Source organism: Streptomyces hygroscopicus subsp. hygroscopicus, assembly GCF_001553455.1.
GTDB classification, from domain to species: domain Bacteria; phylum Actinomycetota; class Actinomycetes; order Streptomycetales; family Streptomycetaceae; genus Streptomyces; species Streptomyces hygroscopicus.
This window is the reverse complement of the sequence record NZ_BBOX01000207.1, coordinates 1-15,544: the sequence shown is the minus strand read 5'-3', so window position 1 is coordinate 15,544 and position 15,544 is coordinate 1. Positions and strand designations below refer to the sequence as shown.

Annotated in this window: 13 protein-coding genes and 1 pseudogene; 12 read left to right on the top strand and 2 right to left on the bottom strand. The window is 73.2% G+C overall.

Translation table 11 applies throughout. The features are described from left to right. Positions 1-162: 162 nt before the first annotated feature. Together AXW62_RS21775 and AXW62_RS44050 are read left to right on the top strand one after the other, a co-directional pair. The gene (locus tag AXW62_RS21775; protein WP_060946011.1) at positions 163-765 is read left to right on the top strand and encodes a hypothetical protein; all 603 of its coding nucleotides are present in this window, start codon (positions 163-165) and stop codon (positions 763-765) included. Positions 766-1,325: 560 nt separating this feature from the next. After that, complete coding sequence (locus AXW62_RS44050) at positions 1,326-1,475, top strand: hypothetical protein (protein ID WP_159060931.1); 150 nt, start codon at positions 1,326-1,328, stop codon at positions 1,473-1,475. A 128-nt stretch (positions 1,476-1,603) separates the two neighbouring features. Here AXW62_RS44050 and AXW62_RS21770 read toward each other — a convergent pair whose 3' ends face one another. After that, positions 1,604-2,965 (bottom strand): type III PLP-dependent enzyme domain-containing protein, encoded by a 1,362-nt coding sequence (locus AXW62_RS21770; protein ID WP_060946010.1) that lies wholly within the window; start codon positions 2,963-2,965, stop codon positions 1,604-1,606. A gap of 551 nt (positions 2,966-3,516) precedes the next feature. Between AXW62_RS21770 and hutU the strand changes: the two genes are divergently transcribed. The 4 genes from hutU to hutI all read left to right on the top strand — a co-directional run bounded on the left by hutU (position 3,517) and on the right by hutI (position 9,225). Beyond that, the gene (gene hutU / locus AXW62_RS21765; RefSeq protein ID WP_060946009.1) at positions 3,517-5,175 is read left to right on the top strand and encodes a urocanate hydratase; all 1,659 of its coding nucleotides are present in this window, start codon (positions 3,517-3,519) and stop codon (positions 5,173-5,175) included. A 167-nt stretch (positions 5,176-5,342) separates the two neighbouring features. After that, complete coding sequence (locus tag AXW62_RS21760; RefSeq protein ID WP_060946012.1) at positions 5,343-6,554, top strand: allantoate amidohydrolase; 1,212 nt, start codon at positions 5,343-5,345, stop codon at positions 6,552-6,554. Then, positions 6,545-7,927, top strand: a complete 1,383-nt coding sequence (locus AXW62_RS21755; RefSeq protein ID WP_060946008.1) for a formimidoylglutamate deiminase — start codon at positions 6,545-6,547, stop codon at positions 7,925-7,927. The genes AXW62_RS21760 and AXW62_RS21755 overlap by 10 nt, the downstream gene beginning before the upstream one ends. A 92-nt stretch (positions 7,928-8,019) precedes the next feature. Next, positions 8,020-9,225, top strand: coding sequence for an imidazolonepropionase (gene hutI / locus AXW62_RS21750; protein WP_060946007.1), 1,206 nt, complete (start codon positions 8,020-8,022; stop codon positions 9,223-9,225). A gap of 73 nt (positions 9,226-9,298) precedes the next feature. Here hutI and AXW62_RS21745 read toward each other — a convergent pair whose 3' ends face one another. Then, positions 9,299-10,246 (bottom strand): RNA polymerase sigma factor SigF, encoded by a 948-nt coding sequence (locus AXW62_RS21745; RefSeq protein WP_102885040.1) that lies wholly within the window; start codon positions 10,244-10,246, stop codon positions 9,299-9,301. 252 nt (positions 10,247-10,498) lie between these two features. On the opposite strand from AXW62_RS21745, the gene AXW62_RS21740 reads away from it, so the two are divergent. The 6 genes and pseudogenes from AXW62_RS21740 to AXW62_RS21715 all read left to right on the top strand — a co-directional run. After that, entirely contained in the window at positions 10,499-10,867 is a 369-nt protein-coding gene (locus AXW62_RS21740; RefSeq protein ID WP_030837180.1) for an STAS domain-containing protein, read from the top strand. A 183-nt stretch (positions 10,868-11,050) separates the two neighbouring features. Then, the gene (locus tag AXW62_RS21735) at positions 11,051-11,560 is read left to right on the top strand and encodes an ATP-binding protein (RefSeq protein ID WP_030837177.1); all 510 of its coding nucleotides are present in this window, start codon (positions 11,051-11,053) and stop codon (positions 11,558-11,560) included. Positions 11,561-11,868: 308 nt separating this feature from the next. Next, positions 11,869-12,645 (top strand): LPXTG cell wall anchor domain-containing protein, encoded by a 777-nt coding sequence (locus AXW62_RS21730; RefSeq protein WP_060946005.1) that lies wholly within the window; start codon positions 11,869-11,871, stop codon positions 12,643-12,645. Between the two features lie 25 nt (positions 12,646-12,670). Then, the gene (locus tag AXW62_RS21725) at positions 12,671-13,627 is read left to right on the top strand and encodes a COG1470 family protein (protein ID WP_060946004.1); all 957 of its coding nucleotides are present in this window, start codon (positions 12,671-12,673) and stop codon (positions 13,625-13,627) included. Continuing rightward, complete coding sequence (locus AXW62_RS21720) at positions 13,624-14,673, top strand: hypothetical protein (RefSeq protein WP_060946003.1); 1,050 nt, start codon at positions 13,624-13,626, stop codon at positions 14,671-14,673. Before AXW62_RS21725 ends, AXW62_RS21720 begins: the two co-directional genes overlap by 4 nt. A gap of 1 nt (position 14,674) precedes the next feature. After that, positions 14,675-15,544, top strand: a pseudogene (locus AXW62_RS21715) (hypothetical protein); the annotation flags it as partial.

Here is a 15,544-nt window from a genome sequence, read left to right as displayed (position 1 = left end):
GCTGCGGGGCCGCTCGGGGGCGGCCCGGGGCTGTTCCGGGTGCCGAGCCCGCCCCTCTCACCGAATTCTCAGGCATGCTGGCTAAATTCCTCGGTTCGACAGGGATTTCTTCCGGGATTTCTTCCGGGATCCTTCAGGGACGACGTCAAGGATTCGCCAGGGATGAGGAGGTCGGTCGTGGGGCGCGGGGCGTATGCGCTGGCACGGGTGGCGGTGATCGTGAGGGCTCCCGCGGGGTGGCTGTGGTGGCCCGGTGTGCTGGCCGCGGGGATCGGGGCGCTGGTGCCGGGGCTGACCGGGCGCCGGATCGGAACTCTCGCCGGGGCGGCGCTCTTCCTGATCGCGGCGGCCGTGGTCTTCGTGGTGCGTCGTAGGAGGTATCTGGAGCTGGCCCGTGCCGCCTCACGCGCGGGCAAGTCGGTCTTCCTCCAGGACCGCGCGGTGACCGTACGGACCCGTCGGCGTGCCCTGCGCTGGTGGCTGCTGGTGGCCTTCGTCGCCGCGGTGGGCTCGTCCTTCGCCGTGCCGGCGGCGGGCGGGATGCTGATGGCGGGGCTGGGCGCGGGGCTGTGGGCCAAGGCGCTGTGGCTGGGCCGCTGGGAGCGTACGAACGATGTGCTGCTGTGGGTGCGCACGGACCGGGTCGCTCGGGGGCGGCCCGCGGGCAAGGCGGTGAACGCCTATCAGACGACCGGGATCGTGGCCGGTGACGCGGGGCCGGGCGGCGCCCGGCGCTCCCGGCCGCTGGCGGCGGCCGCGCGCTGAGGGATCGCCCCGTCCATGGCTGCGGGGTCAGCGCATGGACGGGGTCGGTTCAGTGGGCTGGCTGCTCTGTCGCGCCAGCGCTTCCCGAAGCCGCCGCACGAGGGGCACTTCGCCATCGCTTCGGAACGCACCGCCGAACGGGTACGCGTCAGCCTCGCCAGGTTGCGGAAGTGCGCGGAGGTGCCGGAAGTGGCCACCCTGCTCGCCGAGCATCAGGCGGCTTGGAAACGCGGTGGGGGTTACGCGGCGTAAGGGGGTGTGGCGCCGTCTCGCGCCTTCGGCGCATGTGAGCAACGGGGCAGGGGGTGCCCGGCCCGGCCCTCGCCGCCGGGCGGCGGGCCGGTGGGGGCGGGTCCCGGTGGCGGCACCTGTGTTCCGGGGCGCGGGCCGACGCCGGACTGCCGGGGGTCAGGTACCCCTCCGGAAAACGTTTGACAAATTAGTTGCGCCACATCAAGCGTTTTTTGAAGGGGGGTCCCACCGGGCCGCCGGGCACGGAGCGGGGTGTCGGCCGTCCGGGACACGCCGGCTTTTCGCCGCCCGCGAGGGCGCGGTGCCGCGTGACCTGGGCCGGAGTCGTGGTCGCCGGGCCGCAGGGGCCCGCGGTCCGGCAGCGGCCTCGACGCCAGGTCACCGATGCCGCCACGGGCTTCGCCCCCTCCGGCCTGATCGTCGGCCAAGCGGTCCGCGCCCGCTCCCACCTGCCCTGATGCTCAAAGGACGCCACGCGAGACGAAGCGGTGGTCGCGCGGCGGACCTTGGGTCCGTGCGGCCTGGGCACACCTCGCGATGTGCGGCGTGCGGCGCGGCGCATCGTGGCGCGCCCGGACGCGGGGCTCTAGCGCAGCCGGCTCAGGCCCAGCGCGTGCTTCGCGCCGCTCTCGGCCACGATCTCGTCCACCGTCTGGGGCTCCCGTACCGTCGCGAAGCGCACTTCGCCGTCGGCGCCCGTCGCGTCGAAGCCGTAGATCCCCGGCCGGGGCAGGCTGTTGTACGCGAAGTGGTTGGAGAAGTAGTACGCGCCCGTGTCCAGCAGGCCGACCAGATCGCCCGCCGCCAGCTCCGGCAGTGAGCGGCCGGACGCGACCAGGTCGCCCGCGAAACAGCACGGTCCGGCGACGTCCTGGAGGACCGGGCCGCCGTCGCCCTCCGCTTTGGGGCGGCCCTGCGCGTCGTAGGCCGTGACGCGCAGCGGCCAGGCGTCGGGGGCGAAGACCGTGCGGGTGGCGAGCTGGGCGCCCGCGTGGGTGACCGCGATCGGGCGGCCGCCCGCCGACTTGGTGTACTCCACCCGGGCCAGCACCAGGCCCGACTTGGCGATCAGGGACCGTCCGAACTCGGTGACCAGCCCGTACCGCCCGTCGAAGAGTCCGGGCACGGTGCCGCGCAGCAGCTGTGCGTACTCCCGGTGGCCGGGGGTGATCTCGTCGGAGGCGAAGTTCACCGGGAGTCCGCCGCCGATGTCGAGGGTGTCGATCTGCTGTCGTCCGACCGTCCGGTTGATCTCCTCGGCCAGTTCGTAGGCCGCCCGTATGCCCGCCGCCATCAGCTCCAGCGGGCAGCCCTGGGAGCCGACGTGCGCGTGCAGCCGGGTCAGCCAGGGGCGCTCGGTGAAGGCGCGGACGACCCATGCGCGCGCTCCCGGGTCCAGGAGGGCGACGCCGAACTTGGAGGTCGCGGTGGCCGTGCTCAGCGCGCCGATGCTGCCGCCGCCCACCTGGGGGTTGACCCGCAGGCCCAGGGGTGCGGCCGGGGGTGTGCCGTGCCCCACCAGTGCGTCGAGCCGGTCCAGTTCCTGGGGGTTGTCGGCGTTGACGGCGATGCCCAGGGCGAGGGCCTCGCGCAGCTCCGCGACGGTCTTGGCGGGGGAGTCCAGGACGATCCGGTCGGGTGTCACCCCCGCCGCGCGGGCCAGTGCCAGCTCGCCGGGGCTGGCCACCTCGCAGCCCAGCCCCTCGTCGGCCAGCAGTCGCAGGACGGGGACGAGCGCGGCGGCCTTGACCGCGAAGGCGTGCAGAACGGGGGTGCCGGGCGCGACGACCTCGTCGAAGGCCGCGCGCAGGCCCGCGGCGGCGGCGCGGATCCCGGCCACGTCCAGCAGCCCGACGACGGGCTGGTCCGGGCCGAGCAGCCCGTGCTCCACGGCGGCCCGCGCGGCCTGTTCGCGCCGGGCGGCCGGCGCAACCGGTATCGATGTCATGTCCTCAGCCAACCATCCGGGGGCCGCCGCGGACCAGATCCGCGGCGCGCGCTGCGGTCGGCCGATGCCCGCCTTCCGCCATGTCTCCACGCTAGGCGCTGTCCGGCGCGTCCGGCCGCGCCCGCGGCGCCTCCGGCGGACGGCGCCGGTGTCGGACGGTGCTGGTGTCGGACGGCGCCGGTGTCGGGCGGTGCTGGTGTCGGACGGCGCCGGTGTCGGGCGGTGCTGGTGTCGGACGGCGCCGGTGTCGGGCGGTGCTGGTCTCGGACGGTGCTGGTGTCGGACCCGCTGGTGTCGGACGGCGCCGGTCTCGGACGGCGCCTGGGCGCCCGGCGCGGGCTGTCGCCGGGGTCGTCCCGTACGCCTTCGCCCCGGAGGCGCCGCCCGCCCCCGGGCGGCGTCGGAAGCGGCTGCCCGCCGCGGGCCGGCCGCGTATCGGCGTCGGAACGGGCCACCCGGGGCATGCGCCCTCCGGCGCTATTGACTAGCCATATTCATCGGCATCAAGATGTGAATAGCTCAATCCAGTCGATGGCAGGGAGGCTTGGCCCATGTCAGGACCGCGACCCGTACGGGCCCCGCGTGGTACGGAGCTCAGCGCCCGGGGGTGGCAGCAGGAGGCCGCCCTGCGGATGCTGCAGAACAACCTCGACCCCGAGGTCGCCGAGCACCCCGAGAAGCTCGTGGTCTACGGCGGCACCGGTAAGGCGGCCCGCGACTGGCGCTCGTTCGACGCCATGGTCCGCACCCTGCGGACGCTGAAGCAGGACGAGACGATGCTGGTCCAGTCGGGCCGCCCGGTGGGCGTCATGCAGACGCATGAATGGGCGCCGCGGGTGCTGATCGCCAACTCCAACCTGGTCGGGGACTGGGCCAACTGGGAGGAGTTCCGCCGCCTGGAGGCGCTGGGCCTGACCATGTACGGCCAGATGACCGCGGGCTCCTGGATCTACATCGGCACCCAGGGCATCCTCCAGGGCACCTACGAGACCTTCGCCGCCGTCGCCGCGAAGCGGTTCGGCGGCACCCTGGCCGGGACGATCACCCTCACCGCGGGCCTCGGCGGCATGGGCGGCGCCCAGCCGCTGGCGGTCACCATGAACGACGGCGTGGTGATCTGCGTCGACTGCGATCCGCGCGCCATCGAGCGCCGGATCGACCACCGCTACCTGGACGTCCGCGCCGACAGCCTGGACCACGCCCTCGAGCTGGCGACCGAGGCGCGCGACGCCAGGCGTCCCCTGTCGATCGGCGTGCTGGGCAATGCGGCCGAGCTGGTCCCGCGGCTGCTCGCGATGAACGCCCCGATCGACATCGTCACCGACCAGACCAGCGCCCACGACCCGCTGTCGTATCTGCCGATCGGCGTGGACTTCGACGAGATGGCCGCGTACGCCGCCGAGAAGCCCGCCGACTTCACCCAGCGGGCGCGCGAGTCCATGGCCCGGCACGTCGAGGCCATGGTCGGCTTCATGGACGCGGGCGCCGAGGTCTTCGACTACGGCAACTCGATCCGCGGCGAGGCCAAGCTGGCCGGATTCGAACGCGCCTTCGCCTTCCCCGGCTTCGTCCCCGCCTACATCCGGCCGCTCTTCTGCGAGGGCAAGGGCCCCTTCCGCTGGGCGGCGCTGTCCGGCGACCCCAAGGACATCGCGGCCACGGACAAGGCCATCCTCGACCTCTTCCCGGAGAACGAGTCGCTGGCCCGCTGGATCAGGATGGCGGGGGAGCGGGTTCACTTCCAGGGGCTGCCCGCCCGGATCTGCTGGCTCGGCTACGGCGAGCGGGACAAGGCGGGGGCGCGCTTCAACGAGATGGTCGCCGACGGCACGCTCGCCGCACCGCTGGCGATCGGCCGCGACCACCTCGACTGCGGCTCGGTGGCCTCCCCGTACCGCGAGACCGAGGCCATGCTCGACGGCTCGGACGCGATCGCCGACTGGCCGCTGCTCAACGCCATGGTCAACGTCGCCTCGGGCGCCTCCTGGGTCTCGATCCACCACGGCGGCGGCGTCGGCATGGGCCGCTCGATCCACGCGGGCCAGGTCACGGTCGCCGACGGCACCGCGACGGCGGGCGAGAAGATCCGCCGGGTGCTGACGAACGACCCCGGCATGGGCGTGATCCGCCACGTGGACGCGGGCTACGACCGCGCGGACGAGGTGGCGCAGGAGCGGAACGTCCGCGTCCCGATGAGGGAGACCGAGTGAGCCAGGAGGACCCGGCCGTGGACGATCGTCCTTCCCCCGGCCACCGCCGTGAGGCGTCCCCCGGGCGGAACGGGCCGGCCCGCCCCGCCCACCGGGCGGCACCCGGGCACGAGACGGACGGACCCGCGGCGGGGGGCGCGCCCCGGGCGGGCGCGTCGTTCCACGAGATGTGGCGCGACCTGGCCCCCATCGGCCGGGACGCCTCGACGAACGGCTACCGCCGCTACGCCTGGACACAAGCGGACACCGACTGCAGAACGTGGTTCGAGGAGCAGGCCCGCGACCGCGGGCTCGGCTACGAAGTGGACCGCAACGGCAACCAGTGGGCCTGGCTGGGCGACCCCATGGCCGGGGACGCCGTGGTCACCGGCTCCCACCTCGACTCCGTACCCGACGGCGGCGCCTTCGACGGCCCGCTGGGCGTGGTCTCCTCCTTCGCCGCCCTCGACGAGCTGCGCGCACGCGGGGCGCGCCCCGTGAAGCCGCTCGCCGTCGTCAACTTCGGCGACGAGGAGGGCGCCCGGTTCGGCCTGGCCTGTGTGGGCTCCCGGCTCACCGCCGGGCAGCTCACCAGGGAACAGGCGCACGCCCTCCGCGACGCGGACGGCGTCTCGCTGCCGCGGGCCATGGAGCGCGCCGGATACGACCCGGACGCCATCGGGCCCGACCCGGAGCGGCTGGCCCGTGTCGGCGCGTTCGTCGAGCTCCACATCGAGCAGGGGCGGGCCCTCGCGGCGCGGTCCGGCGGCGGCTCCGCCGCGGCCGGCGCCCCCGTGGGCGTCGCCTCCGCGATCTGGCCGCACGGCCGCTGGCGGTTCGACTTCCACGGTGAGGCCAACCACGCCGGGACGACCCGGATCGAGGACCGCCGCGATCCGATGCTCACCTACGCCAACACCGTCCTCGCGGCCCGTAAGAAGGCCCGGCTCGCCGGGGCGCTGGCGACGTTCGGCAAGGTCAGCGTCGAACCGAACGGGGTCAACGCGATCGCGAGCCTGGTGCGCGGCTGGCTGGACTCCCGCGCCGCCGACGAGGAGACCCTGGCCGAGGTGGTCGGCGAGATCGAGCGCGCCGCCGTCGAGCGCGGACGGCGCGACGGGGTGGACGTCCGGGTGACCCGGGAGTCCTTCACCCCGGTCGTCGAGTTCGCCCACGGCCTGCGGGACCGGCTGTCGGGGCTGCTGGGCGGCGTTCCGGTGCTGCCGACCGGGGCCGGGCACGACGCCGGCATTTTGTCCGCGTCCGTTCCGACGGCCATGCTGTTCGTAAGGAACCCCACCGGCGTCTCGCACTCACCCGCGGAGACGGCGGCCGAGGACGACTGCCTCGCCGGTGTGGCCGCGCTCGCGGAGGTACTGGAGGGTCTGGCGTGTCACTGACGGCGCAGACGTACTGGGCGGAGCACGCCTGGGTGGACGGAAGCGTGCGGTCGGACGTGGTGATCGTGGCCGCGGCCAATGGGCGGATCACGGCGGTGGTGCCCGGGAGTCCGCGGCCGCCCGCCGGGTCGGTCACCCTCCGTGGTCTGACCCTCCCCGGTCTGGCCAACGCCCACAGCCATGCCTTCCACCGGGCCCTGCGCGGGGTCGTGCAGGCGGAGGACGGGGCGGAGGGGCCGGGCGAGGGGGCGCCGGACTCCTTCTGGACCTGGCGCGAGGTGATGTACGGGATCGCCGACCGGCTGACCCCGGACAGCTACTTCGAGCTGGCCCGCGCCGTCTACGCCGAGATGGCGATGGCCGGGATCACCTGCGTCGGGGAGTTCCACTACCTCCACCACGCGCCCGGCGGCGCCCGCTACGGCGACCCCAACGCGATGGGGAAGGCGCTGATCGCGGCCGCGGCCGAGGCCGGTATCCGGATCACCCTGCTGGACACCTGCTACCTCTCCTCCGGTTTCGGGGCCGAGCCCAACGAGCATCAGCTGCGCTTCTCCGACGGCACGGCCGAGGGCTGGGCCGAGCGGGTCTCCGGGCTGAAGGGCGACGGCAACACCCGCATCGGCGCGGCGATCCACTCCGTGCGGGCCGTCCCCGTCAATCAGCTGGCGACCGTGGCCGGCTGGGCCCACGAGCGCACGGCGCCCCTCCACGTCCACCTCTCCGAGCAGATCGCCGAGAACGACGCCTGTGTGGAGGCGCACGGCTTCACCCCCACCCGGCTGCTCGCCGACCACGGGGTGCTGGGCCCGCGCACGACCGCCGTGCACGCCACCCACCTCACCCCCGGTGACATCCGGCTCCTGGGCCATGCCTCCACCGGCGTCTGTATGTGCCCGACCACCGAGCGTGACCTCGCCGACGGGATCGGCCCGGCCGCCGAGCTGCAGAGCGCGGGCTCCCCGCTGTCGCTGGGCAGCGACAGCCATGCCGTGATCGACATCCTGGAAGAGGCCCGTGCCCTGGAGCTCGACGAGCGGCTGCGCACCCGCGCCCGCGGCCACTGGACCGCGGCCCAGCTGCTGCGGGCCGCAACCGTGGACGGCCATGCGGCACTCGGCTGGGGCGCGGACGCGGGCCGGATCGAGGTGGGCGCGCTGGCCGACCTCACCACGATCGCGCTGGACTCGGTGCGCACGGCGGGGCCGCCGCCCCGGCTGGGCCCGGAGACCGTGGTATTCGCGGCGACCAACGCCGATGTCCGGCACACCGTGGTCGGCGGCCGCCATGTCGTACGCGACGGCGCCCATCAGCTCGTCCCGCGCGTCCCCCAGGCGCTGGCCGAGGCCATCGCGGCCCTGCACGGCTGGTGATCCGGCCGCCCCCGACCGGGCCGACGAGGCCCCGACCGCCGCGGCCGACGAGGCCGCCACCCCCACGGCCGACGAAGGAGAACGCCTTCACGATGACGACCGCGACGACTGCGACGACCGCGACCACCGCGACGCCCACGACCGCCATCACCAACATCGCCGGTCTGGTCACCAATGACCCCTCCCTCGGTGAAGGCCCCCTCGGCCTGATCCGGGACGCGGCCGTCGTGATCGACGGCGACCGCGTCGCCTGGGTCGGTGGAACAAGCAAAGCACCCGCCACCGACAACCGGGTCGACGCCGGCGGCCGGGCCGTCATTCCGGGCTTCGTGGACTCCCACTCCCACCTGGTCTTCGCGGGTGACCGGACCGAGGAGTTCAACGCCCGGATGTCGGGACGCGCCTACAGCGCCGGCGGCATCCGCACCACCGTCGCCGCCACCCGCGCCGCCCCGGACGAGGTGCTGCACGCCAACGTCGGCCGCTACGTGGCCGAGGCGCGCCGGCAGGGCACCACGACCGTCGAGATCAAGTCCGGCTACGGGCTGACCGAGCGGGACGAGGCCCGGTCCCTGGCGATCGCCGGGGCCCACACCGACGAGGTGACCTACCTCGGGGCGCATATCGTGGCCCCCGAGTTCGCCGACGACCCGGCCGCCTATGTGGAGCTGGTCACCGGCCCCATGCTGGACGCCTGCGCCCCGCACGCCCGCTGGATCGACGTCTTCTGCGAGCGGGGCGCCTTCGACGGCGACCAGGCCCGCGCCGTCCTGACGGCGGGCCAGGAGCGCGGGCTGATCCCCCGGGTCCATGCCAACCAGCTCTCCCACGGTCCCGGTGTGCGGCTGGCGGTGGAACTCGGCGCCGCCTCCGCCGACCACTGCACCCATCTGACCGACGCCGACGTCGACGCGCTGGCCCAGGGGGACACGGTCGCCACCCTGCTGCCCGGGGCGGAGTTCTCCACCCGCTCGAGCTATCCGGACGCGCGCCGGCTGCTCGACGCGGGCGTCACGGTCGCCCTGTCCCCGGACTGCAACCCGGGTTCGTCCTTCACCAGCTCCATGCCGTTCTGCGTCGCCCTGGCCGTACGGGAGATGGGGATGACCCCGGACGAGGCCGTATGGGCCGCCACGGCCGGTGGGGCGCGGGCGCTGCGCCGTACCGACGTGGGCCGGGTGAGTCCGGGCGCCCGCGCGGATCTGGCGCTCCTGGACGCCCCGTCCCATGTGCACCTCGCCTACCGCCCCGGCGTCCCCCTGGTCTCGGCGGTGTGGCAGCACGGCACCCTGATCTGACGCCCCGGCAGCGCGCACGGATAAGGGCCCGTCCCGGTGAGCGGGGGCGGGCCCTTATCCGTCTGCGGAGGCGTCACTCCTCGATCATCAGCCCCTTGCGGAGCCGGCGGAGGGTGCGCGACAGCAGCCGCGAGACATGCATCTGGGAGATGCCCAGCTCCTCACCGATCTCCGACTGCGTCATGTTCGCCACGAAGCGCAGGGAGAGGATCTTGCGGTCACGTGCGGGCAGATCGGCGATCAGCGGCTTCAGGGACTCGACGTACTCGATGCCCTCGAGTCCGTGGTCCTCGTAGCCGATCCGGTCCGCCAGCGCTCCCTCGGAGTCGTCCTCCTCCGGCTGGGCGTCCAGCGAGCTCGCGGTGTACGCGTTGCTCGCGGCCATGCCCTCGACGACCTCTGCCCGGGTGATGTCCAGCCGCTCGGCCAACTCGCCGACGGTGGGCGAGCGGTCGAGCCGCTGGGCCAGTTCGTCGCCGGCCTTGGCCAGGTCGAGCCGGAGTTCCTGGAGCCGCCTCGGCACCCGCACCGACCAACTGGTGTCGCGGAAGAAGCGCTTGATCTCACCGACGATCGTCGGCATCGCGAAGGTCGGGAACTCCACGCCCCGGCCGAGTTCGAAGCGGTCGATGGCCTTGATCAGGCCGATGGTGCCGACCTGGACGATGTCCTCCATCGGTTCGCTGCGGGAGCGGAACCGGGAGGCGGCGAACTTGACCAGCGCCAAGTTGAGCTCGACCAGGGTGTTACGCACATAGGCGTACTCGTGGGTGCCTTCTTCCAGCACCTCGAGGCGTTCGAAAAGGGTCTTCGACAGAGCCCTCGCGTCCACCGGTGCCACCGTGTCATACGGGGGTATCTCCGGTAGACCGGACAATTCCGGCAGTTCTTCGCAGAGATGGCCGACGGTCGCCTGGACGTCCGTGTCGGGTGCGAACTGCTCGGGCAGGGGGGCCGACGAGACGGTGGTCCGAGTACTCCCCGAGGGTTCGGTACGCGTGTCGTCGAGGCGGGGTGACATAGTCTCCTCCATCGTTCTCGGCATATGGCTGCCGGTGCCATAACGTGCTGCTCCGGTGAGCGGCGCCTCCAAAGCCGGGCCGTAAGCGGGTGTGTCCCTCTACGCCTACCTGCATCGGCCACCAAGTGGCAAGTCCACGTTGTCCATATTTGCCGAACTATGCGAAATGTTCGGCTACCGGGGGACCGGGTAAAAGGCGTAGGGTTCGATGCGCGCAATCGAAAGCAACGAGACGCCAGAAGAGGTGCGCAGATGGACCGCGGGATGGTCGGCAGCGCCAGCAAGGGCCGGCTCCAGGTCGAGGTTCGGCACCACGGGGCGAGTGCGGTCGTCACACCGGCGGGTGAGCTGGATCACCACACCGCCGAAGTGCTGCGCGAGCCGCTCGAGAAGTGCGTGGAGGGGGGACGTGTCCGGCTGGTCGTGGACTGTTCGAAGCTGGAGTTCTGTGACTCCACGGGGCTCAACGTCCTCCTCGGCGCCCGGCTCAAGGCCGAGGCCGAGGGTGGCGGTGTCCATCTGGCCGGGATGCTGCCCATCGTTGCCCGCGTGTTCGAGATCACAGGCGCGGACGCCGTCTTCACGGTCCACGAGACGCTCGACGCAGCGCTCGTCGAGTGATGAAGGACCTTCCTGTTTCCGGCCGGTCATCGGTGCGTCATCGGTGCGTTGCCTGCGTCACATCCGTGGCGCGGAAGTAGTGGGTGTTCTCACGCCATGGCCGGGCAGGAGACAGGCTGAAACTGTTGAAGAGATCAGGTATCCCTTGTCCCTGAATCGGTGAATCGGTGAGGTGAAGCGCTGATGAGCACCACCCGGCCGTACCCGCCGGGCGACCGCGGCCCGGACCCGGACGGCCCCGCCGCTTCGGCCTCCCCACCGGTACCCACGACCGCCGGCCCCATCCGCCAGATCCGCAGGCTCCACCTGATCGGTGCCAGCGGGGCGGTCCCGCGCGCCCGCGACTTCACGCGTCAGGCACTGCGCGACTGGGGGTGGCTCCCGGCGGCGACCGCCGACCAGCGGGCCGCCGCCGAGGACGTCCTGCTCGTCGTCTCCGAGCTGGTCACCAACGCCTGTCTGCACGCCGACGGCCCCGAGGAGGTGCGGGTCAGCTGCAACGCCAAGGTGCTCCGCCTGGAGGTGGTGGACCTCGGCACCGGTACGCCCGCGCCGCGCACCCCGCACCGCGCCGGACGGCCCGGCGGGCACGGCATGTTCATCGTGCAGCGGCTCTGCCTCGACTGGGGGGTCGTCCGCAACGTGGAGGGTTCCGGCAAGACGGTCTGGGCCGAACTCGCCGCACCGGGCTGAAGAGTACGGCCCCGCCCACCACCGCACCGCCCCCCACAGCCCCGCCCCCACCGCCCCGGCGCAGCGCGTCATCACGTCCGGCCGATCCGCCGCGCCGGTCCGGCCGTGCCGTCCACGGCCGGCGTCTCCTCCCGCGTTGCCGGCCCCGGCCCCGGCATCCCCCTCCGCTTCCCCCGCGCTTCACCCGCTTCGCGCCGATCCGGCGCGTTCTTTGTCTTCCCTTGACAAGGTCCCCGGCGTACCGTCAGCGCCCCATCTGATATGCCGTCAGTTGCCTTTGGCTGCGGCGCTTGACGAGAGGGGATCTCGTGGTGTCCCACAACCCACGCCGCCCGGCCGGCCGTGGCGGCGCCCTCGCGCTCGCGGCGGCCCTGGCCGGTTCCGCGGCACTCCTCACCGCCCCGGCCGCGCACGCCGACACCGTGGACGTCGACTACCAGTGCAAGACGCCCATCGGCGACAAGAGCGCCGTATCTCCCATCGACATCAAGAGCGCGGCGAGCGGCGGCTCCTACACCCTCACGATGTCCTTCCAGAAGGGCGTCTCCTCCAGCCCCGTCGAACTCGGCAAGGGGGCCATGCACCCCAGCGCGCTCATCAAACTGGGCGGTGCGGAGAGCGGAACGGTGTCGGTGTCGGGGCCCGCCAACGACAAGGCCATCCCCGCCAACACCCCCATCAAGATCAGTGACCTGTCGGGGACCTACACCCCCAAGAAGAGCGGGAAGGTCACCTTCACCGCCTCGACCCTCACCATCAAGGCGCTGGGCACGACCACGACCTGTACCCCCGGCAACAGCCCCGGGCCCTCGCTGACCCTGGACGTCAAGGCCGCGGGCGGCGGCCAGGACTCCGGTTCCACCGGCGGCTCGGGCGATACGGGCGGTACGAGCACCGGCGGCTCGGGCGATACGGGCGGAACGGGCGGCTCCGGCGGTGAGCAGGGCGGTTCGGGCAACGACGAGCTGCCGCAGACCGGACCGGCGGACTCCGCCGTCGCGCTCGGCACCCTCGGCGGCACGGTGCTGCTCGCCGGAGTGGCCGGGGCGCTCTGGCTGACCCGCCGTCAGCGCCCCGTGCGCTAGTCCCGCTCCACCCGAGGAGCCGCCGATGCCGTCGCGCAGCCGTGCAGTCGTCGCAGCCGCCGCAGTCGTCCCCGTACGCATCCGTCCCACCGTTCGCGCCTTCGCCCCGGCCCTGCTGGCCGTGTTCCTGCTGGCCCCGGCCGTCCCGGCGTCCTGGACGCCCGCGGCCGCCGCCGGCCCCGACTGGTCGGCGGCCCCCGCCGCCGGCGGCGGAAGCACACCGGGCGCGGGCGACCGGCCGTACATCTACCTCGAAGGCGGGCCCGGCGCCGTCCTCCAGGACAAGCTCTCGGTCACCAACCGGGGCGAACGCCCCCGCACCGTCCGGCTGCGCACCGCCGACGGCGTCCGGGTCGCGCTCGCCGAACCGCGGGTGACCGTGCCGCCCCGCACCCGCGCCGACATCCCCTTCACCGTCACCGTCCCGTCCGACGCGGTGCCCGGCGAACGCCCCGGCACGGTCACGGTCTCCTCCGGCGGCCGCGAGGTCGCGGTGCGGCTGCGGCTGCGGATCAGCGGGCCGACGCTGTCCGCGCTCTCCGTCGAGGACGTGACGATCCAGGGCCGCGGCGACGGGGCGGCCATCCGCTACGCCCTCGTCAACCGCGGCAACACCGTGCTGACCCCGCGGCTGGCCGTACGCGCCGACGGGCTCTTCGGCCAGGTGCTGCGCCGCGACCCGCGCACCCTGCCGGTCGAGCTGCCGCCGGGCGAACGGGTACGGCTCACCGAGAGCTGGCCGCACCCGCCCGCCCTCGACTCGGTGGACGTGCGGCTCACGGTCACCGCGGGCGGGGGCGCGCACGCCACGGCGACCGCCGGTTACACCGCCGTCCCCCGGTGGCTGCTCGCCCCCGCGGCGGCCGTCCTGGCGGGCGCGGGCGGCGGATGCGCCTGGCTGCTGCGCCGCCGATGGCGACGGCGACGGCACGGCACCCCGCGACCGCGACCGCAGAGCGCGGGGGCAGGAGCGATCACGTGAAGACATGTCGATACGGAGACATCCCGGCCCGGCCTCCCGCCGTGCTCACCGTGCTCGCCCTGGTCCTCCTCACCCTCGGTGCGCCCCTAACGGGCGGCGCCGCGGCGGCCGAGGGCCCGACCGCGAGGGTCTCCGAGGCCGAGGCGGGCACGGGCGGCACGGTCACCGTGACCGGCGCCCGGTGGCGACCACGTGCCCTGCTCACCCTGCTCATCTGCGGACAGAACATGATCGGCGGCACCAACTCCTGCGCCAATGGCGACGGCAGGGCGGTCACCGTCGGCGCGGACGGCACCTTCACCACCAAGCTGCCGGTCGCCGAGCCGCCCGAGCCCTGCCCCTGTGTCATCCATATAGCGACCGTCACCGGTGAGGCCGCCGCCGCGGACGTGACGTTCAAGGTCGCCGGGCATCCGGTCGCGCCACTGCCGAAGGAGCGGTCCGGAGGCGAGCGGCTGAGCGTGCTCGCGGTCCGGCTCGACGGTTCCAGCGGGCTGCTGACCTGGTTCGGCGCACCCCCGAGGCGACGGCTCGTGGTCACCGTCGGCAACCTCGGCTCGACTCCGGCCCGCGATCCGGTCTTCGAGGTGGGCACCTCGCACGGCGTCTTCGCCCCCTCCTGGGAGGAGCAGCGCTGGCGGGGGACCGTCCAGCCGGGGAAGAAGGCGCGGGTCGAGCTGGACGTCGAACTGTCCGCCGGGGCCCATGGCGACTATCTGGTCTCCCTGCGCTACGGGGACAAGCTGCTCGTCGAAGAGCCGTGGGCGGTGGGACGGCCCTGGGGCGTCGCGCTCTTCTGGGTCCTGCTGTGCGTGGTGGTCGCGGCGGCGGTCTTCCGGATCGGCATGGCCGTCGTGAACAAGGTACGGCCCCGTACGGCCCCGGCCGCGCCGCCGCCCCCGTCGTCGCCCGGACCGGCCCCGGTGAGCGGGGCGGGCCCGGCCCTGCCCTGGTTCACGCCGGACACGTCGCCGGAGGCACGGACGCACCACCAGATTTCCGCACCGTCCGAGGAGATCCGACCGACTCCGAAAGGAAACACGTGAGATGCGACGAAGAGTGAGTGCGGCCACCGTCGCGCTGCTGCTCGGCGGTGCGGGCGTGCTGCTCGGCGCGGGCACCGCGCAGGGCGCCGAGGTCTCGTACAAGACCGAGTGCATACCGCCCGCCATCTCCGGTCTGCCCCCGGTGGAGGGCACCACCACCGTGGCGGTGACGGCACCGGAGACGGCCAGGGTCGGCGACGAGGTCGAGGTGGTGTGGAAGACGGTGCGGGCCGCCTCCACGAACCCGCCGATCCTCGACCTGGAGGCCGACACCGTGCTGCCGACCGGCACCATCACGGTGGGCGGCGCACAGACCGGTGAGCTGTCCCTGGAGGGCCCGCGGAAGAACCCGGCGATCCCCAAGGGCGCTGAGATGAAGCTCTCGGACATGAAGGGGAAGCTGAAGCTCACGAAGGCGGGCGAGGTGACGCTGACGCCCGGCCGCTACAACATCAACGTCAGCAAGCCGCTGTCCACGGACACCAAGTGCTCGGCGCAGGAGGCCGTCAAGGCCGCCGCCACCATCAAGGTGACGGACGGCGGCAACGGTTCGGGCGGCACCAGCAGCGGTACGACGAGTGGCACCACCAGCGGCACGTCGAGTGGCACGACGAGCGGCACCAGCAGCGGTACGTCGAGCGGTACGACCAGTGGCACGACGAGCGGTACCACCAGCGGAACCACCGGCGGTGGGGACGGCGGAGGCGGCGCGTACACCGGTAAGGAGGTCCAGGTCGCCTACGCCTGCAAGACCCCCATCGGCGACAAGAACGCCACCTCCCCGGTCCAAATCAACGCCACGAAGAGCGGCGGGAACTTCGCCCTGACCGTGAAGTTCGGCAAGTCGGTGATGGACAGCCCGGCCGACATC

Excerpts from the sequence above, each read along its gene's own strand:
- AXW62_RS21760 (WP_060946012.1), top strand. The coding sequence starts at position 5,343 with ATGTGGCGCGACCTGGCCCCCATCGGCCGGGACGCCTCGACGAACGGC.
- AXW62_RS21725 (WP_060946004.1), top strand. The coding sequence starts at position 12,671 with ATGCCGTCGCGCAGCCGTGCAGTCGTCGCAGCCGCCGCAGTCGTCCCC.
- AXW62_RS21775 (WP_060946011.1), top strand. The coding sequence starts at position 163 with ATGAGGAGGTCGGTCGTGGGGCGCGGGGCGTATGCGCTGGCACGGGTG.
- AXW62_RS21735 (WP_030837177.1), top strand. The coding sequence starts at position 11,051 with ATGAGCACCACCCGGCCGTACCCGCCGGGCGACCGCGGCCCGGACCCG.
- hutI (WP_060946007.1), top strand. The coding sequence starts at position 8,020 with ATGACGACCGCGACGACTGCGACGACCGCGACCACCGCGACGCCCACG.
- hutU (WP_060946009.1), top strand. The coding sequence starts at position 3,517 with ATGTCAGGACCGCGACCCGTACGGGCCCCGCGTGGTACGGAGCTCAGC.
- AXW62_RS21740 (WP_030837180.1), top strand. The coding sequence starts at position 10,499 with ATGGACCGCGGGATGGTCGGCAGCGCCAGCAAGGGCCGGCTCCAGGTC.
- AXW62_RS21770 (WP_060946010.1), bottom strand. The coding sequence starts at position 2,965 with ATGACATCGATACCGGTTGCGCCGGCCGCCCGGCGCGAACAGGCCGCG.
- AXW62_RS21745 (WP_102885040.1), bottom strand. The coding sequence starts at position 10,246 with ATGTCACCCCGCCTCGACGACACGCGTACCGAACCCTCGGGGAGTACT.